Annotated in this window: 23 protein-coding genes; 20 read left to right on the top strand and 3 right to left on the bottom strand. The window is 64.6% G+C overall.

Going from position 1 to position 21,535, the window contains the following annotated elements; genetic code table 11:
- Nucleotides 1–5: 5 nt before the first annotated feature.
- The 8 genes from purD (at nucleotide 6) to J2X54_RS23445 (ending at nucleotide 7,123) form a co-directional block, all read left to right on the top strand.
- Nucleotides 6–1,292, top strand: a complete 1,287-nt coding sequence (gene purD, locus J2X54_RS23480; protein ID WP_310184247.1) for a phosphoribosylamine--glycine ligase — start codon at nucleotides 6–8, stop codon at nucleotides 1,290–1,292.
- A gap of 1 nt (nucleotide 1,293) precedes the next feature.
- Entirely contained in the window at nucleotides 1,294–2,220 is a 927-nt protein-coding gene (hemF, locus tag J2X54_RS23475; protein ID WP_310184246.1) for an oxygen-dependent coproporphyrinogen oxidase, read from the top strand.
- Nucleotides 2,217–2,888, top strand: coding sequence for a nicotinate-nucleotide adenylyltransferase (gene nadD, locus J2X54_RS23470; RefSeq protein ID WP_310184245.1), 672 nt, complete (start codon nucleotides 2,217–2,219; stop codon nucleotides 2,886–2,888). Before hemF ends, nadD begins: the two co-directional genes overlap by 4 nt.
- Nucleotides 2,888–3,571, top strand: a complete 684-nt coding sequence (gene rsfS, locus J2X54_RS23465) for a ribosome silencing factor (RefSeq protein ID WP_310184244.1) — start codon at nucleotides 2,888–2,890, stop codon at nucleotides 3,569–3,571. Before nadD ends, rsfS begins: the two co-directional genes overlap by 1 nt.
- A gap of 6 nt (nucleotides 3,572–3,577) precedes the next feature.
- The gene (rlmH, locus tag J2X54_RS23460; RefSeq protein WP_070246028.1) at nucleotides 3,578–4,048 is read left to right on the top strand and encodes a 23S rRNA (pseudouridine(1915)-N(3))-methyltransferase RlmH; all 471 of its coding nucleotides are present in this window, start codon (nucleotides 3,578–3,580) and stop codon (nucleotides 4,046–4,048) included.
- 2 nt (nucleotides 4,049–4,050) lie between these two features.
- Nucleotides 4,051–4,677 (top strand): Maf family protein, encoded by a 627-nt coding sequence (locus tag J2X54_RS23455; RefSeq protein WP_310184243.1) that lies wholly within the window; start codon nucleotides 4,051–4,053, stop codon nucleotides 4,675–4,677.
- A 62-nt stretch (nucleotides 4,678–4,739) separates the two neighbouring features.
- On the top strand, nucleotides 4,740–6,215 hold the full coding sequence (gene rng, locus J2X54_RS23450) for a ribonuclease G (RefSeq protein ID WP_310184242.1): 1,476 nt from the start codon (nucleotides 4,740–4,742) through the stop codon (nucleotides 6,213–6,215).
- Between the two features lie 143 nt (nucleotides 6,216–6,358).
- A complete protein-coding gene (locus tag J2X54_RS23445; RefSeq protein WP_310184241.1) occupies nucleotides 6,359–7,123 on the top strand; it encodes a hypothetical protein in 765 nt (254 codons plus the stop codon).
- 22 nt (nucleotides 7,124–7,145) lie between these two features.
- On the opposite strand, the gene J2X54_RS23440 is transcribed toward J2X54_RS23445, so the two are convergent.
- From J2X54_RS23440 to J2X54_RS23430, 3 genes are read right to left on the bottom strand one after another with little or no spacing between them, the layout of a single operon-like run.
- Nucleotides 7,146–8,540, bottom strand: a complete 1,395-nt coding sequence (locus J2X54_RS23440; protein WP_310184240.1) for a VWA domain-containing protein — start codon at nucleotides 8,538–8,540, stop codon at nucleotides 7,146–7,148.
- Nucleotide 8,541: 1 nt separating this feature from the next.
- A complete protein-coding gene (locus tag J2X54_RS23435) occupies nucleotides 8,542–9,171 on the bottom strand; it encodes a TadE/TadG family type IV pilus assembly protein (RefSeq protein WP_070246036.1) in 630 nt (209 codons plus the stop codon).
- Nucleotides 9,171–9,692: a TadE family protein gene (locus tag J2X54_RS23430; RefSeq protein ID WP_070246037.1), complete on the bottom strand. Its 522-nt coding sequence runs from the start codon at nucleotides 9,690–9,692 to the stop codon at nucleotides 9,171–9,173. Before J2X54_RS23430 ends, J2X54_RS23435 begins: the two co-directional genes overlap by 1 nt.
- 314 nt (nucleotides 9,693–10,006) lie before the next feature.
- Between J2X54_RS23430 and J2X54_RS23425 the strand changes: the two genes are divergently transcribed.
- The 12 genes from J2X54_RS23425 to J2X54_RS23370 all read left to right on the top strand — a co-directional run bounded on the left by J2X54_RS23425 (nucleotide 10,007) and on the right by J2X54_RS23370 (nucleotide 21,535).
- A complete protein-coding gene (locus tag J2X54_RS23425; RefSeq protein ID WP_310184239.1) occupies nucleotides 10,007–11,689 on the top strand; it encodes a histidine kinase in 1,683 nt (560 codons plus the stop codon).
- Between the two features lie 13 nt (nucleotides 11,690–11,702).
- Nucleotides 11,703–12,377: a response regulator transcription factor gene (locus J2X54_RS23420; protein ID WP_229255209.1), complete on the top strand. Its 675-nt coding sequence runs from the start codon at nucleotides 11,703–11,705 to the stop codon at nucleotides 12,375–12,377.
- Nucleotides 12,378–12,638: 261 nt separating this feature from the next.
- Nucleotides 12,639–12,800 (top strand): Flp family type IVb pilin, encoded by a 162-nt coding sequence (locus J2X54_RS23415; RefSeq protein ID WP_019924821.1) that lies wholly within the window; start codon nucleotides 12,639–12,641, stop codon nucleotides 12,798–12,800.
- Between the two features lie 62 nt (nucleotides 12,801–12,862).
- Nucleotides 12,863–13,024 carry a Flp family type IVb pilin gene (locus J2X54_RS23410; RefSeq protein ID WP_310184238.1) on the top strand — a complete coding sequence of 54 codons (162 nt, stop codon included), beginning with the start codon at nucleotides 12,863–12,865 and terminating at the stop codon, nucleotides 13,022–13,024.
- Nucleotides 13,025–13,106: 82 nt separating this feature from the next.
- Nucleotides 13,107–13,682: a prepilin peptidase gene (locus tag J2X54_RS23405; protein ID WP_070246041.1), complete on the top strand. Its 576-nt coding sequence runs from the start codon at nucleotides 13,107–13,109 to the stop codon at nucleotides 13,680–13,682.
- Complete coding sequence (locus J2X54_RS23400) at nucleotides 13,679–15,115, top strand: ATP-binding protein (protein ID WP_310184237.1); 1,437 nt, start codon at nucleotides 13,679–13,681, stop codon at nucleotides 15,113–15,115. The genes J2X54_RS23405 and J2X54_RS23400 overlap by 4 nt, the downstream gene beginning before the upstream one ends.
- A complete protein-coding gene (gene cpaB, locus J2X54_RS23395) occupies nucleotides 15,112–16,011 on the top strand; it encodes a Flp pilus assembly protein CpaB (RefSeq protein ID WP_070246042.1) in 900 nt (299 codons plus the stop codon). The genes J2X54_RS23400 and cpaB overlap by 4 nt, the downstream gene beginning before the upstream one ends.
- 44 nt (nucleotides 16,012–16,055) lie before the next feature.
- Complete coding sequence (locus J2X54_RS23390; RefSeq protein ID WP_310184236.1) at nucleotides 16,056–17,720, top strand: type II and III secretion system protein family protein; 1,665 nt, start codon at nucleotides 16,056–16,058, stop codon at nucleotides 17,718–17,720.
- Between the two features lie 8 nt (nucleotides 17,721–17,728).
- Nucleotides 17,729–18,010 carry a hypothetical protein gene (locus J2X54_RS23385; protein ID WP_070246044.1) on the top strand — a complete coding sequence of 94 codons (282 nt, stop codon included), beginning with the start codon at nucleotides 17,729–17,731 and terminating at the stop codon, nucleotides 18,008–18,010.
- Nucleotides 18,011–18,030: 20 nt separating this feature from the next.
- On the top strand, nucleotides 18,031–19,200 hold the full coding sequence (locus J2X54_RS23380) for an AAA family ATPase (RefSeq protein WP_070246045.1): 1,170 nt from the start codon (nucleotides 18,031–18,033) through the stop codon (nucleotides 19,198–19,200).
- Between the two features lie 9 nt (nucleotides 19,201–19,209).
- A complete protein-coding gene (locus J2X54_RS23375) occupies nucleotides 19,210–20,553 on the top strand; it encodes a CpaF family protein (protein WP_310184235.1) in 1,344 nt (447 codons plus the stop codon).
- A gap of 7 nt (nucleotides 20,554–20,560) precedes the next feature.
- Nucleotides 20,561–21,535 carry a type II secretion system F family protein gene (locus J2X54_RS23370; RefSeq protein ID WP_070246046.1) on the top strand — a complete coding sequence of 325 codons (975 nt, stop codon included), beginning with the start codon at nucleotides 20,561–20,563 and terminating at the stop codon, nucleotides 21,533–21,535.

The raw sequence follows: 21,535 nt of genomic DNA, 5'->3' as shown, positions 1-21,535 counted from the left end.
GACTTATGAAAATTTTGGTAGTCGGCTCCGGTGGCCGTGAGCACGCGCTGGCCTGGAAACTGGCGCAGTCCGAACGCATCCAGATGGTGTACGTGGCCCCCGGTAACGGCGGCACCGCGCACGACTCGCGCCTGGTCAATGTCAACATCACCGACCTGCACGAGCTGGCCAACTTCGTCGAAAAAGAGCACATCGGCCTCACCGTGGTCGGCCCGGAAACCCCGCTGGCCGGCGGCATCGTCAACCTGTTCCGCGCCCGTGGCCTGAAGATCTTCGGCCCTACCAAGGAAGCGGCGCAGCTCGAGTCCTCGAAAGACTTCGCCAAGGCGTTCATGCAGCGCCACGGCATCCCGACTGCCAAGTACCAGACCTTCTCGGACCTGGCGCAGGCGCACGCCTACATCGACGCCAACGGCGCGCCGATCGTCATCAAGGCCGACGGCCTGGCTGCCGGCAAAGGCGTGGTCGTGGCCCTGTCGCTCGAAGAAGCGCACCGCGCCGTGGACGACATGCTGGCTGATAACCGCTTCGGCGACGCCGGCGCGCGCATCGTCATCGAAGAATTCCTGGCCGGCGAAGAAGCGAGCTTCATCGTCATGTGCGACGGTAAAAACGTGCTGCCGCTGGCCACCAGCCAGGACCACAAGCGCCTGAAAGATCACGACGAAGGCCCGAACACGGGCGGCATGGGCGCCTACTCCCCTGCGCCGATCGTCACCCCTGCCATGCATGCACGCGTGATGCGCGAGATCATCAACCCGACGATTGCCGGCATGACCCGCGACGGCATCGTGTTTACCGGCTTCCTCTACGCCGGCCTGATGATCGACGCCGAAGGCAATCCGCGCACGCTGGAATTCAACTGCCGCATGGGCGACCCGGAAACCCAGCCGATCATGGCGCGCCTGAAAACCGACCTGCTCTCCGTGATGGAACATGCCGTCAACGGCACCCTGAACCAGGTAGAACTGGAATGGGACCGCCGCACCGCCGTGGGCGTGGTGCTCGCCGCTGCCGGCTACCCGGATGCGCCTGTGAAAGGCGCCGTGATCAGCGCAATTCCGGCCGAAACGCCGGAGTCGGTCACCTTCCACGCCGGTACTGCGTTGGGTGGCGAAGGTAACAACGGCGGTAACCAGCTGTTGGTCACCGGTGGCCGCGTGCTGTGTTCCGTGGGCCTGGGCGACAGCGTCAAGCTGGCGCAGCGCCAGGCGTACGACGTGGTGGACCAGATCTCGTTTGACGGCATGCAGTGCCGCCGCGACATCGGCTGGCGCGGCCTGAAGCACTGATATGTCTGCCATACTCGCCGACGCACCCGACACCGCCGCCGTCAAGGCCTGGCTGCTCGACCTGCAGGAGCGCATCGTTGCCGCGCTCGAGACGGTGGACGGCACGCCGTTCCTGCGCGACGCATGGGACCGGCCCGAAGGTGGTGGCGGCATTTCGCGCCTGGTGGAAGACGGTCCGGTGATCGAGCGCGGCGGCGTGAATTTTTCGCACGTGATGGGTTCCAAGCTGCCGCCCTCGGCCAGCGCCCTGCGTCCGCACCTGGGCGGCCAGCCGTGGCAGGCGATGGGCGTGTCGCTGGTGATCCATCCGCGCAATCCGTATGCACCGACCGTGCACATGAATGTGCGCTTTTTCAGCACCACCACCGCCGAAGGCGAGCCCGTATGGTGGTTTGGCGGCGGCATGGATTTGACGCCGTACTACGGCTTCGTGGAAGACGCCAAACACTTCCACCAGACCTGCCACGATGCGCTGGCGCCTTTTGGCGCCGACCTGCATGCGCGCTTCAAGAAATGGTGCGACGAGTATTTTTACCTGAAGCACCGCCAGGAAGCGCGCGGCGTGGGCGGCATCTTCTTTGACGATGTCAACGAAGGCAGTTTCGACGAATGCTTCGCCATGGAGCGCAGCGTGGGCGACGCCTTCCTGGCAGCCTACCTGCCGCTGCTCGAACGCCGCAAGGATACGCCGTACGGCGAACGCGAACGCGACTTCCAGGCGTACCGGCGCGGCCGGTACGTGGAGTTCAACCTGGTGTTCGACCGCGGCACCCTGTTCGGCCTGCAGTCCGGTGGCCGTACCGAGGCGATCCTGATGTCGATGCCGCCGGTGGTCAAGTGGCGCTATCGCTGGGAGCCGGCCGACGGCACGCCCGAGGCGGCGCTGTACACCGACTTCCTGCCGCATCGCGACTGGCTCGCTGCGTGACCGGGCCGCACGCACAGCGGATCGCTCTGCTGGGCGGCAGCTACGATCCGGTTCACTTGGGCCATGTAGCACTTGGCGCGCATTTCGCGCTGTTGCTGCAAGTGGACCACTTACGCGTGGTGCCTGCCGGTTTGCCGTGGCAAAAATCCACGCTCAAGGCCACGCCCGAACAGCGCGCCGAGATGGTGACGCTGGCGTTTGCAGGACAGCCGTTCCCGGTGGTGGTGGACCTGCAGGAAATCGAGCGGTCCGCACTGGGCCAGCCGACCTACACCATCGACACCCTGCGCGCCGTGCGCGCAGAACTGGGCCCGCAGGCCTCGATTACTTTTCTGATGGGAGCCGACCAGTTGCAGCGGCTCGACACCTGGCACCAATGGCACGCGCTGTTCGACCACGCCCATATCTGCGTGGCCGCGCGACCAGGTTTCAGTATTGACGGCGCAGGGCTACCAGCCGCCGTCGCCGAAGCGTTTTCCAGCCGACTGGGAACGCCCGACAACATCCGCAACACGCCGCACGGTCTGACGTATCTGGCACAAGACTTCGCGGTGGATATTTCCGCCACTCAGATACGTGCGGCATTACAACGGGGGGAGCAGGCAAATTCGCTTATCCCGCCGCTAGTGCTAGACTATATTGAACAACATAATTTATACAGAAGCTAATGGACATCAAAAAACTGCAAGCCCTCGTCGTTGACGCCCTCGAAGACGTCAAGGCACAAGACATCACGGTGTTCGACACCGTTCACCTGACCAGCCTGTTCGACCGCATCGCCATCGCCTCCGGTACTTCCAACCGCCAGACCAAGGCGCTGGCCGCTTCGGTACGCGACAAGGTCAAAGCCGCCGGCGGCGACGTCTACGGCATGGAAGGCGAGGACACCGGTGAATGGGTGCTGGTCGACCTGGGCGACATGATCGTCCACATCATGCAGGCGCCGATCCGCGCCTACTACCGCCTGGAAGAAATCTGGGGCGACAAGCCGGTGAAACTGGGCGCCGCCAAGCGCAAGGGTACCGCCGAAGCCGACGAGGCAGCACCGAAGAAAGTCAGCAGCCACCTGGCCGCCGGCAAAAAAGCGGTCGATGCGTCGCCTGTGGTCGAGAAGAAGACGCCTGCGCGCAAGCCTGCTGCTGCTAAAGCCTCCGCTACCGGCGAGAAGAAAGCCGCCAAGCCGGCAGCCGTCCCGGCCGGCAAGAAGATCAAGGTCGCCCAGCCGAAAGCTACCGTCGCTGCCGTGAAAGCGTTGAAAGCCACGCCGAAGCCACGCGCCGTCAAGCCGAAAGCCGAAGAAGCGCCGGCCAAGACCGTCATCAAGCGCATCAAGAAACCAGCAGCGGAATAACGCCGTATGCAGCTGATCATCGCTGCGGTCGGCCACAAAATGCCGGCCTGGATCGAAAACGGCTATGCCGAATACGTCAAGCGCATGCCGCCTGAACTGAAGATCGTGCTCAAGGAAATCAAGCCGGTCGAACGTTCGGGCAGCAAGACCGCCGCCACCGCGATGGCGCTCGAGCGCGAACGCATCGAAGCGGCCTTGCCGAAGTCGGTGCGTATCATCGCGCTCGACGAACGCGGCAAGGACCTCACCTCGGTGGGTTTGTCGCAGCAGCTCGAAGCATGGCAGCAGGATGGCCGCGACACGGCCTTCCTGATCGGCGGCGCCGACGGCCTCGATCCCGCGCTCAAGGCGCGGGCCGAGGGCCTGATCCGCATCTCCAGCATGACCCTCCCCCACGGCATGGTGCGCGTGCTGCTCGCCGAGCAGCTGTATCGCGCCTGGACCATCACGCAAAACCATCCCTACCACCGGGTGTGACCATGGCCACCAAACCGGCTGATAAAAAAATCTACCTCGCCTCCAAGAGTCCGCGCCGGCGCGAACTGCTGCGCCAGATCGGCATCGACTTCGAACTGCTGCTGCTGCGCGCCGACGGCCCGCGCGGCGCCGACGTCACCGAAGCAGTGCTGCCCGGCGAAGCGCCACTCGACTACGTGGCGCGCGTGGCGCTGGAAAAGGCCGTGTTCGCGCACAACCTGGTCAAACGCCGCCACCTGACGCCGCGCCCCGTGCTCACCGCCGACACCACCGTCACCATCGACGGCCACATTCTCGGCAAGCCCGCCAACGCCCAGGAAGCGGCCGCCATGCTCGAACAGCTGTCGGGCCGCACCCACCAGGTGCTCACGTCCATTGCGGTGTGCAGCGCCGGCTTCCAGGACCAGGTAACGCAGGTGTCGGAAGTGCGCTTCGGCGTGCTCACGCCCGAGGCGATTGCCGCCTACTGCGCCAGCTCCGAACCGTACGACAAGGCCGGCGGCTACGGCATCCAGGGCCCGGCCGCGCAATTCATCGAACACATCGCCGGCAGCCACTCCGGCATCATGGGCCTGCCCCTGTACGAAACCGCGCAACTGCTGCGCCAGGCGGGTTTGCCGCTGCCCTAGCGGGCGCCCAGATGGGCGTGTATGATCGGCGTTCAAATAGCCAGCGCAACCCGCGGAGACACATGAACGAAGACATCCTGATCAACATCACCCCGCAAGAGACCCGTGTCGCCCTGATATTGCAGGGCGCAGTGCAGGAACTGCACATCGAGCGCACGCTCACGCGCGGCCTGGCGGGCAATGTCTATTCCGGCAAGGTGGTGCGGGTACTGCCCGGCATGCAGTCGGCGTTCGTCGACATCGGCCTGGAACGCGCAGCGTTCCTGCACGTGGCCGACATCTGGGAAGCGCGTCCGCACGATGCCCCCGCCAGTTCCGCCAGCGTGGTCCCTACCCCGATCGAAAAAATCCTGTTCGACGGCCAGGTGCTGACGGTACAAGTGATCAAGGACCCGATCGGCACCAAGGGCGCGCGGCTGTCCACGCAAATTTCCATCGCCGGCCGCATGCTGGTGTACCTGCCGCAGGATAACCACATCGGCATCTCGCAAAAGATCGAAAAAGAGTCCGAGCGCGAAGCGCTGCGCACGCGCCTGCAAAAGCTGCTGCCTGCCGACGAAAAAGGCGGTTACATCGTCCGCACCCAGGCCGAGGACGCGTCCGACGCCGACATCGCCGCCGACGTCGAGTACCTGCGCAAGACCTGGGGCGCGATCACGCACGGCGCGCGCACCCTGCCCGCCACCACGCTGCTGCACCAGGACTTGAGCCTGGCCCAGCGCGTGCTGCGCGACTTCGTCCACGAACACACCGCCACCATCCAGGTGGACTCGCGCGAGAACCACCTGATGCTGCAGGAATTCGGCCAAGCCTACACGCCCGGCGTGCTGCCGCGCTTGCAGCACTACACGGGTGAGCGCCCGCTGTTCGACCTGTACGGCGTGGAAGAAGAAATCCTGCGCGCGCTGGGCCGCCGCGTGGACCTCAAGTCCGGCGGCTACCTGATCGTCGACCAGACCGAGGCGATGACCACCATCGACGTCAACACCGGCGGTTTTGTCGGTGGCCGCAATTTCGCCGACACGATTTTCAAGACCAACCTGGAAGCGGCGCACGCGATCGCCCGCCAGCTGCGCCTGCGCAACCTGGGCGGCATCATCATCCTCGACTTCATCGACATGGACAACACCGAGCACCGCGCGGCCGTGCTGTCGGAATTGAAAAAGGCGCTGTCACGCGACCGCACCAAGGTGTCGGTATCGAACTTCTCGGCGCTGGGCCTGGTGGAAATGACGCGCAAGCGCACCCGCGAGTCGCTGGCCCACATCCTGTGCGAACCGTGCCCGGCGTGCAGCGGCAAGGGACAAGTCAAAACCTCGCGCACCATCTGCTACGAAATCCTGCGCGAACTGCTGCGCGAAGCCAAGCAGTTCAACCCGCGCGAATTCCGCATCCTGGCGTCGCAGGAGGTGGTCGATATGTTCCTCGAAGAAGAGTCGCAGCACCTGGCGATGCTGGGCGATTTTATCGGCAAGAAGATTTCGCTGCAGGTGGAGACGGCGTATCACCAGGAGCAGTACGACATCATTTTGATGTGATGCGGGCACATTCGTAGTTTCAGCTTGCAATCAAGGTTTACGCAACAAAGCGGGGCAAACCCGGGACTATTTGGACAGAAGTCGTGCACTCCGGAATCGTTGTGATAATGTTGACATCGCAAATATAACGAGAAGGAGACGAAATGTACCAAACTCGCCTTGCCCGCCGCTGCCTGCCCCTGGCACTCAGCTTGTCCTTCACCTTCACCGGCGCGTCCGCCCTGGCCGCCGAGCAGCCCCCGCCCGCTACCGCACCCACCCCCGCCCTCGGCGACAACTGGACCTACCAGTACACCGACGCCCGCAACGGCGTCAAAGGCAATATCAGCCGCCTAGAAGTGTCGGCCATCGATAACGCCGGCGTGCACGTGGACATCCATCGGCCGGGCAACACCGCGCCGATCGGCAAGCAATTGTTCAGCGCAGACATGAATCCGATCGACCGCGGCAGCATGCACTTCGCGCCGTCGTTCGCGCGCTACGCCTTCCCGCTGGCGCCCGGCAAGGAATGGAGCAGCGAAGCCGTGGCCGACAATACCAAGCTCGGCAAGCAGTGGCGCTACGCCATCCGTGGCAAGGTGGTGGACTGGGAAAAAGTGAAGGTACCGGCCGGCGAATTCCACGCGCTCAAGGTGATCGTGGAAGCTGAATATCGCGGCAAGGATACCGGCCCCGACAGCGGCAACGGCAACCTGGTGGAAACCGTGTGGTTCGTCCCCGAGATCAACAACTTCGTCAAGCTCGACTACCGCGACACCGACTGGCAAGGCCGCACCGTCAACCGCGACGGCTGGGAATTGGTATCGTACGGCCACAAGCCACCTGCCCCGATGCCCCCGGCAGCACCTGCCGCCCCGGCAGCACCGGCCCCGCTGGCAGCCCCGCCAGTAGCCAGCACCACCCGCTAACCAGCCACTACAGTATCAAGCGCTAGCGGGAGATGCGCATGATGGCCGACGCCAACTTGGAAAAACAGGGGGTGAGGTCACTGGTGGTAGCAGCGTAACAGTACAGACCGACGGGCTTGGCTGCGTTGAAGCAGCGCGCCGGGGCGTCGGTCGAATTGGCCATGCACTTGAGGGTGTCTTCGCCCTTCTCCCCGTCCACGCCGGTGCCCGACTTGAGCGCCGCGCCGAGTCCCAGCGTAAACACGTAAATCCCCTCGTCCTGCGACTTGCGCGCCATCGCTTCGACGATGTTGCGCGCGGCGCGATTGATGTTGGTGAAGGTGACGGCATTGGTGACCTTGCGCGGCGTATCGGTCACCACCGCGAACTCGCGCGCATTGATATCGTTGGGCTTGCTCTCAAGATTGTGGCCGTTGTACCAGTCGGGCAAGGTGCTGGCCTTGTCGTCGAGGTCGTAGTAGTAGCGGCCGTAGCGGTCGTAACCATAGGCGTAGTTGGGATTGCATCGCTGCTCGGTCAGCACGGCGGACTGGACGTCGGTGCGGTACATGCCGCCCGGGGTGCCGGAACTGTCGTCGTCGGTGGTGATCACGCCGGCCTTGGTGCAATCGGTCGGGGTTTTCCAGGTCAGGTAGCTGGCAAACGAGTTCGGCGCACCGTCCGAGAAGAATACGATCACGCGCAGGTTGGAGCGATTGTTATTGGAGGTCGGTACGCTGTTGAGCTGCTGGCGCGCCCAGAACATGCCTTCCGGCGAGGCCGTGGAGCCGCTGAAGTCGAAGTCGTTGATGTGCCTGACCATCGAGGCGCGGTCGAAGCCGCGCGCCACCGGCCGGATCGGATCATCGATCACCGCGCCGTACGAAAAATGGATCAGCCCCACGCGGTCCTGGTCGGCGTTGAACTGGTTGAGAAAGGTCTTGGCCGAGGCGATCACGTTGTTGCCCTGGTTGTAAAGCGAGCCCGAGGTATCGAGCACCACCGCCATGTCGAGATCCTTGCGTACCGCCTGCGAGGCCACGGCCGGCGTCAGCGGCGACACGCCCAGCAAGCCCAGGAACGAGACCGGCAGCGTCGCGCTGGCGCTCACCGACACCGTCACCATGCCGTTGTTGAACACCACGCTCGGGGCGTTGAGCTTGGCTGTGGAGCCCATGTAGTTGGTCGGGTAATTGGCATTGAAAAAGCGGATCGCCGCCGCCTGCGCATTGGCGCGCTGGGTGGCTTCGTCCTTGCCCTGCGAGACCGCGCGCGCGGCCGCCAGGCTGGCGGCGTCGGTGGCCGCGTTGAGCTTGTCGCGCACCATGTAGGTGACGCCGGTATCGACCACCAGGCCCACCGCGGCCACCAGCACCGCCATCGACAGCGCCATCATGACCACCACGCTGCCCTGTTGCCTGGAACGTTTATAACCCATATCAGAACACCGTCATCGAATAGAGATTGGTGCCGAAACTCGGCACGGTCAGCGGGCCCAGCGAAACATTGCCGAACAACACATTAAATTTATAAAAGCTCTCGGCTGCGTAAATGATTTCGCCCTCGAACAGCACGCCGCTCATCAGCGCAATGCGCGGCGCGGCAGCGCCGGTGGCGATGTTGTTGCAGGCGCCGGTGGTGCTGTTCCAGCTGGGGCAGCTCCACAGGCGGCTGGGCGGCGCATAGCCGCTCACGCGGAAGCCAAGCCGGTTGACGCTGTCGTCCCAGCGGTACTGTTCCAGCACCACGGTGGTGATGGCGCCGGAACTGTCCTTGTAGCCCATCAGCTTGGTGATGTAGAGCATGCCGCGCGCATTCATGTCCAATGGCGGCGCCGAGGCCGCCACTGCGCGCATGATGGCCTGGCTGTTGTCGGTCAGTTGCAGCTTGCTGCGCGCGGCCAGGTTGGCAGACTCGCGGCTCAGGTTGATCAGCACGGAACTCGCTTGCAGGCCACGGGCGAAGTCGGTCACCGCCATGATCAGGAACACCAGCAGCGGCAGCAATAAGGCGAATTCGAGGGCGGCGATGCCGCGCTGCTGGCGCCAGCCTTTGCAATCGGACAGCATCAGTTCACCCCCGCATAATTTTCGTTGAGCATGGTGACTGCCACCGTGAACCGGTATTTGCCGTCCTTGAAGAACGGCTTGAGCAACGGCGTGGCCAGCGGCCACGAACAGTCGAGCTTGATCACCAGGATGTCGCCGGCCTGGCCGAACATGGCGGCGTTGTACGAGCTGCTGTCGGTATAGGTGACGTTGTTGGTGGTGATCACCGGCGACGTCTTGGCGTACATGCCGACCGAGCTGGTTTTCATGCGCGCCAGGATGGCCTGATAGCGTTGCTGGTTGGAGACATTGGGGTCGGCGTCGGACAGGCCGGTAATGGCGTAGCGGCCGCCTTCGCGCACCGCGTACTGCATGGTGAGGTTGGCGAAAAACATCAGGCTCAGCTCGATCACGCCGACCAGCAGCAGCAAAAATACCGGCATCACCAGCGCCATTTCGACCACGGTGGCGCCGCCCTGGCGTTGCCCCACGCGCGCAGGAACGCACTGGCGCAATCGGTCTGTCGAACGAAAAGCTGTCATGTCATCTTCTGGGTGAAAAAGCAACTGTGGCGGTTGCATGCTTGCTATGGCGCTGTGCTTGGGCGGCCCGGGGATATCGGCGACGGATCGAGGGTGCCGATGGCCGCATTGTAGCCCGGTCAAAATATTTCAGGTAGCAATTTAATGTTTTTGTTGCGTAATTATCCGGGCAAGCTCACGCCATGACGATACCGTACCTTGTGACCATTTGACATTTCCCGCCTGATAAGATGCGTGAATAAACAACAGCTTAGCTTATTGAAGTCACGTATTTTTTTGTACAATGCAACACTGCTTAACAGCCGGGAGACACGGTGGTAACAACCAGCAAGCCAGCGAAAGGCTCCAGCACGGCAGACCCGGCTGCCGACGCCACCAGCGCGACCATGGTGTTCGGCATGCGCCTGGTGCTGGCCATTTCCGCATTGCTGACGCTGTACATCGCACCTGCCGACCTCGACTTCAAGTCCGGGCTTGGCGCGGTGATCTTCTCCGCTTACGCGATCCACAGCGCAATGCTCTACCTGGCCGCGCGCCTGCACCGCAACCCGTTCTGGCATGGCAGGACGGTGTACTGGCTGGACCTGGGCTGGTATGCGCTGATGGTGTATTTCAGCGGCGGCAACAACAGCTTCTTCGTGCCGTTTTTCTTCTTCGTGATCCTGACCACGTCGTTCCAGTGGGGCTTCGAGGAAGGCGCACGCATGTCGCTGGCCTCGGCCGCCGTGCTGGCCGTCGCCGCGCTGACCGTCAATCCCGATACCGACCTGGCTCACCTGCTGTTGCGCATCACCTTCGTGCTGGTGCTCGGCTACATGATCGCCTACTGGGGCGAGATGGGCATCGTCCAGCGCCGCCGGCTGGGCCTGCTGCGCCACGTGAGCCGGATGTTCAATCCGCGCTTCGGCGTGGCGCAAACGCTGACGTCGCTGCTTGAGGAAACCCGCGCCTTTTACCAGGCCAGCACCTGCATCCTCCTGATGCGCGAGGACGACGACGCCAACTGGCTGCTGCGCTCGGTCAGCGCGCAGCACGCGGGCCGCGCCGCCACCGTGGCGCGCATGTCCGATGCGGCTGCTGCGCCGCTGCTGGGTTTCCCGGCCGGCCACAAGGTGCTGTACAACCAGCCGCTCGATGCGCGCCTGCCGTGGAGCGGCGAAGCGCGTTCGCGCGCCAGCGACGGCCGGTGGGAGACCATCGACGCCGCGCCTTGTGAACAGCTGGCCGACCTGTTCGAGGCCTGCTCGTTCATCAGCGCGCCGCTGCCCCTGCGCCGCGGCGCCGGGCGTATCTACGTGGTCTCGGCCAGCCGCCGCTTCAACCGCAGCGACGCCGCCTTCCTGGCGCAGGTGGTGGGCCAGGCCTTTCCCGTGATCGAAAATATCGCACTGCTCGACAGCATGGCCTCGGAGGCGGCCTTCCGCGAGCGCCAGAAAATCGCCCGCGACCTGCACGACACCACGATTCAGCCGTACATCGGCCTGCGCCACGCCTTGTCCGCCATGCGCCACGGCGCCACCCCGGACAACCCGCTGCTCGACGACCTCGACAAGCTGATCGCGATGAGCGGCGAAGTGATCGGCGACATGCGCAACTTTGCCCGCAACGTGCGCAAGAACGACGGCAGCGGCGAACCGGAGCTGATGACCGCGCTGCGCCGCCAGGCACGGCAAATCCGCGAATTCTATGGTCTGGACATCGAACTGCGCATCGTGCCCGAAGTCGATATCAGCGATCGCCTGGCGGCGGAAGTGTTCCAGATTGTTAACGAAGGCATGAGCAATATCCGCAAGCACACACGTGCGCGGGTCGGTGCGGTTACACTAGCGACTGTCAGCCGTTGCCTGCAGATCGATATCGACAACGAGAACCCGGACGGTACGCCGGGTGCATTCCTGCCTGGTTCGATTGCCGAGCGGGCGGCCGCGCTCGGTGGCGGAATCGAGATCACGCATCCCGACGGCACCACCCGGGTCCGGGTCAGCATTCCCTTGTAAGAAAGGAACCACAGTGAGTAGTCCCGCCGCACCGATCCGCGTGATGCTGGTCGATGACCACGCCACCCTGCTCTGGGGCTTGCGCAAGCTGATCGAGGGTACCGCGCCCGAGATGGAGCTGGTGGCCACCGCTGGCGACCCCGACCAGGCCCTGGTCGAGGCGGCGCGCACCCGGCCCGACATCGTGCTGCTCGACCTCGACCTGGGCGGGCGCAGCTCGCTTGAAATCCTGCCCGACCTGCTGACGGGACGCGCCGCGCGCGTGCTGATCCTGTCCGGCAACCGCGACGAGGCCCTGCTGGGCCAGGCCATGCGGCTGGGCGCGCGCGGCGTGGTGGGCAAGGATGCCGACGCCGAAGTGGTGCTGGCGGCCGTGCGCAAGGTCCACGGCGGCGAGATGTGGATGTCGCAAACCATGATGTCGGCCATGCTGGGCGCCTTCATCAACCCGGCTGCCGCCGACTACCGCAATCTCGAAGCGGAGAAGATCGCCTCGCTCACGCTCAAGGAGCGCAAGATCGTCCAGGCGGTCGTGCACAGCAACGGCGCCGCCAACAAGGACCTGGCCCAGCAGCTGTTCATCGCCGAACCCACGCTGCGCAACTACCTCACCTCGATCTACCAGAAGCTCGACGTCGCCAACCGGCTCGAGCTCTATGTCTACGCCACCAAGAACCGCCTGGGCTGACAGAGCGCTCAACAAAACCTCCATGGCTGCGTTGCAACGCCTCGCCGCGCCTTGCCCTGCAGGCTTTGTTAAGCGCTCCCCCTTTCCCCCACCGTGACAAATGTCACGGTCAAATCCACCGCTTTGTCACAGTCATTTCAGGAGCATTGTCCGATGTGGCGGGAAAGGCGCGTCTCTATAATTCATTACATCAGCTCAGGTGTTGTTAAGTAGCTGAAGCCCACCAGGGCAGGCAACATTAACCCACTCAAGGAAACCAACATGAACGCCATCAAAAACTTCATCGCCGACGAATCCGGTGTCACCGCTATCGAATACGCCATGATCGCCGCGCTGGTCGCCGTGGTCGGCCTGACCGCCGTGAAAACCCTGGGCACCCAGATCCAGACGCTGTTCGGCAAAGTCGTTACCGCGACCGCCTGATCACTGCAGCATCGCACACGCTCCACCTGATACTTAACGAATAATTTTTCAAGGAAAACATCATGAACGCCATCAAAAACTTCTTCAACGACGAATCCGGTGTTACCGCTATCGAATACGCCATGATCGCCGCACTGGTCGCCGTGGTTGGCCTGACCGCCGTCAAAACCCTGGGCACCCAGATCCAGACGCTGTTCGGCAAAGTCGTTACCGCCACCGCCTAAGCAACTGCTCTACCCCGGATGTCCGGTACGGTTCACACCGGCCGGGCATTTTTTTATTTCCTCACCGAGACGAGCCCTGGCCATGAAATGGTTGCCCTTCATCGTGTTGTCGCTGTTGCTCGCTGGCGCTGTCTGGCAGGACGTGCGCAGCCGCCGCATTCCCAACGTGCTGGTGCTGGTGGGCCTGGTCCTCGCTTTCGCCTTGCAGGCGGTGCTGCCCGAAGGTGACGGCCTGTTCCTGGCGCCGTTCGGCAGCATTGGTCTGCTGTGGTCGCTGGCAGGCGTGGCAACCGGGCTGGCGCTGCTGTTGCCCATGTATGCGCTGCGTGCGCTGGGCGCCGGTGATGTAAAACTGCTGGCCATGATCGGCGCCTTTGTCGGTCCCGGCGCGGTGATCGGCATCGCCGCCTGCACCTTGCTCGCTGGAGGCATGCTGGCGCTGGTGGTGTCGCTGTACCTGGGCACGCTTAAGCGCATGCTCGGCAACTCCATGCACCTGGTCACCCATAGCGTGTTCGGCGCCCTCAACGGCCAGTCGGCGGCAATCGAAGCGCCGGCCGCACCCAGCGGCAAGCTGCCGTACGCGATTGCGATTGCGGCCGGGGCCGCGCCCTACCTGGTCTACGCTGCGCTCAACGGCGCGAGCCTGTTCGCGTGAGCGGGCCTGCCGCCCTCGACGCCACGGCGATGGCGCCAGCCTTCATGCGCGCGCCGCGCACGGTGGACGAGACCGGTTTGCCGTTCCTGTTCCTGGTCGAATTGCTGATCAAGGTGCTGGCCCAGCGCGGCCAGCTCAAGCTGCCGGAACTGGCGGGCCACATCAAGCTGGCAGTGGGCGTGATCGATCCGCTCATCGCTTTCATGCGCACGGAAAAACTGTGCGAAGTCACGCGCCGGGGCGTCAGCGGCACCGACGCCGACCTTGCATATCATCTGACCGAACTCGGTCGCGAACGCGCGCAGCAGTGCCTGGCGCGCAATGCCTATGCCGGTCCGGCGCCGGTCACGCTGGCCGACTACCGGCGCCAGGTGGCGCTGCAAAGCGTGGCTGACCTGCATGTCACGCGCGCCGATGTCACGCGCGTGTTCGACGACATCGTCGTCAACCAGCACGTGCTCGACCAGCTGGGTGCGGCCATGAACTCGGGCCGTGCGATCTTCATCCACGGCCTGGCCGGCAGCGGCAAGACCTATCTTGCCGAACGCCTGCGCGGCCTGCTGCACGGCGATATCGCCCTGCCCTACGCCATCATGATCGACGGCGAAGTGGTGCCGTTTTACGATCCGGTACAGCACCGCGCCAGCCACGAAAACCAGGAGCCAGCGGACCACGCCGCCATCGACAAGCTGCGCAGCATCGACCTGCGCTGGGTGCGCGGCGTGCAGCGCCCGGCCACCCTGACCGGCGGCGAACTGACGCTGGAAATGCTCGACCTGCGCTTCGATCCCAATACGCGCCTGTACCAAGCGCCTCCCCATTTGAAAGCCAATAACGGCATCTTCATCATCGACGACCTCGGTCGGCAGCGCTGCTCGCCGCTGGAACTGATGAACCGCTGGATCGTGCCGATGGATCGTGGAATCGACTATCTTTCGTTGCATACAGGCCACGTTTTCGAAGTTCCGTTTGATGTAGTCGTGGTATTCTCATCGAACTTCTTACCCGAGCGCTTGTCCGATGGCGCTTTCCTGCGCCGCCTCGGTTACAAGATCGAAGTGCCGCCGCAAACAGAGGCTGAATATGAACGCATTTTCCGTCAAGTCTGTCAGCAAGCGGACCTCGACTTCGATCCCGACACCTACCACTACCTGCTCCAGGAAAAACACCGCCGCGAAGATGTGCCACTCCTCGCATGCTATCCACGCGACCTGATACGACAACTGCTGGACCTGGCCCGCTACGAATCAGCGCCGCCAGTGATGACGCGCGCCGCGCTCGACTGGGCCTGGCATAACTATTTCGCCGGCGCCGGCGTGCGCCGCATGGCCGCAGTCCAGCAACAGCATCAGCAACAACCCGGCGCCGGCGCTGCCGACCGGGAGCGCCGTGACAGCGGCGCGCCGTTCAATCCGATGAAAGCGAATTCATGAGAAATACACGGGCCCTGGTGATGATTGCCGTTGCGCTGGTACTGGCGCTGGTGGCGGTGGTGGTGGCGGCGCAGTGGATCAACGACCAGGGCGCCGCCGGCAACAAGAAGGTGGCGGTGGCGCTGGTCGATATTCCGATGGGCGCGCGCATCACGCCCGAGATGCTCAACCTGATCGAGTGGCCCGGCAACGCCATGCCGCCCGGCGCCATTACCGACATCAAGCAGCTCGACAACCGTGTCTCGCGCAGCGCCATCGAACACGGCGAACCCATCATGGAAAGCAAGCTGGCGCCGGCCGGCACCACCGGCGGCCTGTCGGCCGTGGTGGCGCAAGGCAAGCGCGCAATGACGGTGCGCGTCAATGACGTGGTCGGCGTGGCCGGCTTCGCCCTGCCCGGCAATTTCGTCGACATCCTGGTCAACACCCAGGAAGAAGCGCGCGGCGACTTCGGTAACGACCGCGCACGCGAACAGGCGATTTCCAAGATCGTGCTGGAACGGATACTGGTGCTGGCCGTGGCGCAGGAATCGAACCGCGACGACACCAAGCCCAAGGTGGTCAACGCCGTCACGCTGGAGCTGACGCCGGACCAGGTGGAAAAGCTCGACCTGGCGCGCAGCGTGGGCACGCTGTCGCTGGTGCTGCGCAACCAGATCGATCCCAAGACCGCCGACACCGCCGGCGCCACCAAGGACACCCTGCTCGACCCCGACGGCGCGCGCGCCGCACTGCTGGGCCGCAATCGCCCGCAGCCGCAGCAGTCGGTGGCCAAGGCCACGGCAGCGGCGCCAACACAAGCCCCAGCACCAGCGCCGGCGCCACGCCCGGCCACGCCGCACGGCGACAAGGTGGAAGTGATCAAGGGCCTCGACCGCAGCATCCAGCAATTCTGATGTCCGCGCTACGCTTCGCTCAACCACGCACAAGGATGCCATCGATGACCGTTTTTAGCATGACTGCCAAGCCGGCGCCCGCTGCAATGATGACGCTGGCCGTGCTGGCCGCACTGGCAGCAATGCCGCTTGCGGCAACCGTGGCCCACGCGCAGGGCAAGGCCAAGGCGCCTGCTACCGCCGCTCCCGCTGCCTCTGCCGCAATTGCCACCACGCCCCCGGGCCTGGCAGGCACCCCGGCCGGCAACGCCAGCAGCGTGCAGATGGCGCAGCAGATCGAGCTGTCCGAAGGCAAATCGACGCTGATGCACCTGCCCTACCCGGCGGCGCGGCTGGCGGTGGGCGATGCGCGCGTGGCCGACGTCATCCTGATCAATCCCAGCGAGGTGTACATGCTGGGCAAGGCCACCGGCACCACCAACCTGATCCTGTGGAACAAGGCCAACCAGGCCACCATCATCGACATCAGCGTGGGCATCGACGCGGCGCCCTTGCGCCAGCAGTTCGCCGCGCTGTTCCCGACCGAGCGCGACATCGTGGTCACCGTCTCCGGCAATGCCCTGATCCTGTCGGGCAGCGTGGCCGACACCATCCGCGCCGGCCAGGTGGTGGCAGTCGCCACCGCCTACCTGCAACGCGGCGCGCGCGGCGCCATGAGCCAGGCGCCGGTCCAGGCTGGTGCCGGTGCCGGTGCGGGTACAGCCAACAACGCCGGCAACGGCGGCCCCGGCACTGCCGGCGCACCGTTGACGGCGGTAGATTCCGGCGCCAGCCTGCTGGTGGGCGGCAGCGCCGTCGGCAGTGCCGCCAGCCGCGTGGTCAACATGCTGTCGGTGGCGGCGCCGCAGCAGGTGATGCTGGAAGTGAAAATTGCCGAAGTGTCGAAAAGCCTGGTGGACCAGCTGGGCGCGAGCATCGGCGTGGCCGGCACCGCCGGCAACTGGACCTACAGCCTGCTGTCGAATCTGCTGACCGGCAACAGCGGCAAGCTCGATGCATTCAACGGCAGGAACGGCAACTTCGCCACGCTCGACGCCCAGAAACGCGATGGCCTGGTCAAGATCCTGGCCGAGCCGACCTTGCTGGCGATCAGCGGCCAGGAGGCCAGCTTCCTGGCTGGCGGCAAGATCTACATCCCGGTGGCGCAGGACGGCTCCGGCGGCTCCACCCGCATCACGCTCGAGGAAAAGGAATACGGCGTGGCCGTCAAATTCACGCCCACCGTGCTCGAAGGCGGCCGCATCAACCTGCGCGTGGCGCCCGAGGTCTCCGAGATCAACCGCGAAGGCATCGGCATCAGCGCCACCGGCAGCACTGCCACCGCCATCCTGCCGGCGTTTACCACGCGCCGCGCCAGCACCACGGTGCAGCTGTACGACGGCCAGAGTTTCGCCATCGGTGGCCTGATCAAGAATAACGTCACCACCAGCATCAAGGCCTTCCCGGGCCTGGGCGAGATTCCGATCCTCGGTGCGCTGTTTCGCAGCAGCGATTTCCAGAGCGACCGCACCGAGCTGGTATTCATCGTCACGCCGCACCTGGCGCGCCCGCTGGCGCCAAACCCCAAGCTGCCGACCGACGACTACGTGCCGCCGAACCGTCTCGACTTTTTCGGCATGGGCAAGCTGGAAGGCCGCGCGCCTGCGCCTGCACCGGCACCGGCACCGGCTGAACCGAAACCCGCCGCTGCCGGCTTCGACGTCAAATAGGAGACCGCATGGCCCGCATACTTTTTTACGCTACGCTCTGCGCCACGCTGCTGCTTGGCGGCTGCGCGCAGTCGCCCCGGCTGGACCGCCAGTTCGGCGCCAGCGTGCAGCAGGCACTGGCGCAGCAGACGCTGAACCCGCAGGCCGGCGCCAACCGCTCGCCGGTCAACGGCATGGACGGCAAGGCCGCCGAGTCGGTCTATGAAAACTATCAGAAGTCGTACCGCACGCCGGAAGCCCAGGGCAGTTCGCTGACCACGGGCACGGGCGCCAGCTCGGGCACGCGCTGAACCAACGCCAAGGACAACCATTGAAAATCGCCGTCATTTCCAAGGATGAACGCCACCTGCTGGACCTGGGCCGCCTGCTGCGCGCGCGCCCGACTGGCGACGAAGTGGACCTGCTGTCGGGCGGCCTGATACGGCTGGCCGGCATGGCCGACGAACAGCTGCCCGACGTGCTGATCATCGACCAGCCTTCGGTCGAGGACGGCGACCTGGTACAGGTCGAACGCCTCAGCGGCCTGCATCCGGCCATGGCCTTCATCGCCCTGAGCAGCGAGAGTTCGTCCGAGTTCCTGCTGCACGCCATGCGCGCCGGCGTGCGCGAAGTGCTGCCGGTCCCGGTCACGTCCGCCACGCTGTACCCGGTGCTCGACCGTATCGCCGAAAAGCTGGGCCGGCGCCACCACGCCAGCGGCAAGGTGCTGGCGTTCATTTCCTGCAAGGGCGGCAGCGGCGCCACGTTTTTGGCAACTAACCTTGGCTACGCGCTGGCCGCCAGCGGCGCCAAGCGGGTCGCGCTGATCGACATGAATCTGCAGTTCGGCGATGCCTCGCTGTTCGTCTCCGACCACAAGCCGCTGGCCACCCTGTCGGACGTGGCCAGCCAGATCCACCGGCTCGATCCGTCGTTCCTGGCCTCGAGCATGCTGAGCATCCTGCCCAACTACGGCGTGCTGGCGGCGCCGTCCGACCCGGCCCACACCAGCGACGTCAAGCCCGATCATATCGACGCCATCATCAAGCTGGCGCGCCAGCAGTACGACTTCATCATCCTCGACGTCGGCCGCAGCCTGGACGCGGTAACCATCCGCGCGCTCGACCACGCCGACCTGATTTTCCCGATCCTGCAAACCACCTTGCCGTACATCCGTGACAGCAAGCGCCTGCTGACGGTATTCCGTTCGCTCGAATACGCGAAAGAGAAAATCCAGCTGATCGTCAACCGCCACGACAAGGGCGGAGAGATACGTTTGAAAGACCTCGAGGCCGCGTTCGACACCGACCAGATGCAGACCATTCCCAACCACTACGATGCCGCTGCCGCCTCGGTCAACCAGGGCGTGCCGGTGATGAAGCTGGCGCCTGTCAGTCCACTGAGTAAAGCCCTGGAAGAATTCGCGCGCAGCCTCAGTGGCGAAGCGGCTGCCGTCAAACCGGCCAGCTGGATCGACAAGCTGCGCGGCCGCAAGGAATAAGGAGCCACCATGAACACCCCTATCTCGCTGCGCGAGCGGCTCGAAACCGGCACCACCCGCGTGGTGGCCCAGCGCGTGACCGGCATCGACAACCGCGCCTACCAGGACCTCAAGCACCGGCTGCACCAGACCCTGCTCGACCGGGTGGACCTGGAAAGCATCCAGCGCCTGACCCAGGACCAGATCAAGCTCGAGTTGCGCACGCTGGTCGAACGGCTGCTGGAAGAAGAAGCGGTGGTGATCAACGACGCCGAGCGCAAGAATCTCACGCGCGACATCCAGAACGAGATGCTCGGCTTTGGCCCGCTGGAGCCGCTGCTGGAAGACCCCACCGTCTCCGACATCCTGGTCAATACCCACCGCCAGATTTACGTCGAGCGGCGCGGCAAGCTGGAGCTGACCGACGTCACCTTTACCGACAGCGCCCACCTGATGAAGATCATCGACAAGATCGTCTCGCGCGTGGGCCGCCGCATCGACGAATCGAGTCCGATGGTCGATGCCCGCCTGCCCGACGGCTCGCGCGTGAACGCCATCATTCCGCCGCTGGCGATCGACGGTCCGATCGTGTCGATCCGGCGCTTTTCTGCCGACCCGCTGCGCCTGGCCGACCTGGTGGCCTACGGTTCGATGACGGCCGACATGGCCGAGGTGCTGCAAGGCCTGGGCCGCGCCAAAATCAACATCCTGATCTCGGGCGGTACCGGCTCCGGCAAGACCACCATGCTCAACGTGATCTCCGGCTTCATCGGCCAGACCGAGCGCATCGTCACGGTGGAAGATGCGGCCGAGCTGCAACTGCAACAGCCGCACGTGGTGCGGCTGGAAACCCGGCCACCGAATATCGAGGGCAAGGGCGAAGTGACCCAGCGCGCGCTGGTGCGCAATGCGCTGCGCATGCGTCCCGACCGCATCATCCTCGGCGAGGTGCGCGGCGCCGAAGCGCTCGACATGCTGGGCGCGATGAACACCGGCCACGAAGGCTCGATGGCGACCATCCACGCCAACACGCCGCGCGACGCGCTCACCCGCCTGGAAAACATGATCAGCATGGCCGCCGCCAACCTGCCCACCAAGGCCATGCGCCAGCAGATCAGTTCCGCTGTGGGCGTGGTGGTGCAGGTCTCGCGCCTGCCCGACGGCAAGCGCAAGGTGATGTCGATCCAGGAAGTGACCGGCATGGAGGGCGAGATGATCACCATGCAGGAGATTTTCAGCTACAAGCAGACCGGCCTGGGCGACGATGGCACCGTGCACGGCCACCACAGCCCGAGCGGCATCCGGCCGCGCTTCATCGACCGCCTGCGCAATTTCGGCGTGACGGTGTCGAACACCGTGTTCGAGCCTTCCTGAGGACGTCATGGACACCCGTTTGATCGTCTTCGGTCTGTGCGTATTCGGCGCCGTGGCGCTGCTCGTATGGGGCATCTACAGCAGCGTGCATAACGTCAAGGGCGAGCAGGCCAAGCGCGTGGCGCGGCGCCTGCGCACTGCGATTGGCGACGACAGCGTGGAACTGGCTGTGTCCATCACCAAGGACCGCATGCTCAGCCGCGATCCCGCCACCCACCGCATGCTGCTGCGGGTGCCCGGCATGCTGCTGCTCGACCAGGTGCTGCTGCAGTCGGGCCGCAGCTGGACCGCCGCGCGCATGCTGGCGATCATCGCCGTAGCGGCGGCCACCGGCGTGGTGCTGGCGATGGTGCTGCGCCTGCCCACCAGCGGGGCGCTGGTGCTGGGCCTGTGCGGCGCCGGCCTGCCGTGGTGGGAACTCAATCGCGCCAAGCGCCGCCGCATCACCCGCATCGAACTGCTGCTGCCCGAGGCGCTCGACATGATGAGCCGCGCCATGCGCGCCGGCCACGCGTTTCCCACCGCGCTCAAGATGGTGGCCGACGAAATGCCGATGCCGCTGTCGGCGGAGTTTCGCGCCGTGTTCGACGAAGTCAATTTCGGCATCAGCATGCCGGATGCGCTGATGGGCATGGCGCAGCGCGTGCCCAGCGCCGACCTGCGCTACTTCGTGGTGGCGGTGCTGATCCAGCGCGAGACCGGCGGCAATCTGACCGAGCTGCTGGCGTCGATCAGCGCCATCATCCGCGACCGCCTGCGACTGCTGGCGCAGGTGCGCGTGATGTCGGCCGAGGGCAAGATGTCGGCCTGGGTGCTGGGCCTCTTGCCGTTCGGCGTGGGCGGCATCATGTTCGCGCTCAACCGCGAATTTCTCACCATCCTGTTCGTCGATCCGCAGGGCCAGCGCCTGTTGATGGGCGCGGCGGGAATGATGCTGCTCGGTTTCCTGGTGATCCGCAAGATCACCAAGATCAGGATTTAA

The sequence above is a fragment of the Duganella sp. 3397 genome, from assembly GCF_031456625.1.
GTDB classification, from domain to species: Bacteria; Pseudomonadota; Gammaproteobacteria; order Burkholderiales; family Burkholderiaceae_D; genus Rugamonas; species Rugamonas phyllosphaerae.
This window is presented reverse-complemented; position numbering and strand designations above follow the sequence as displayed.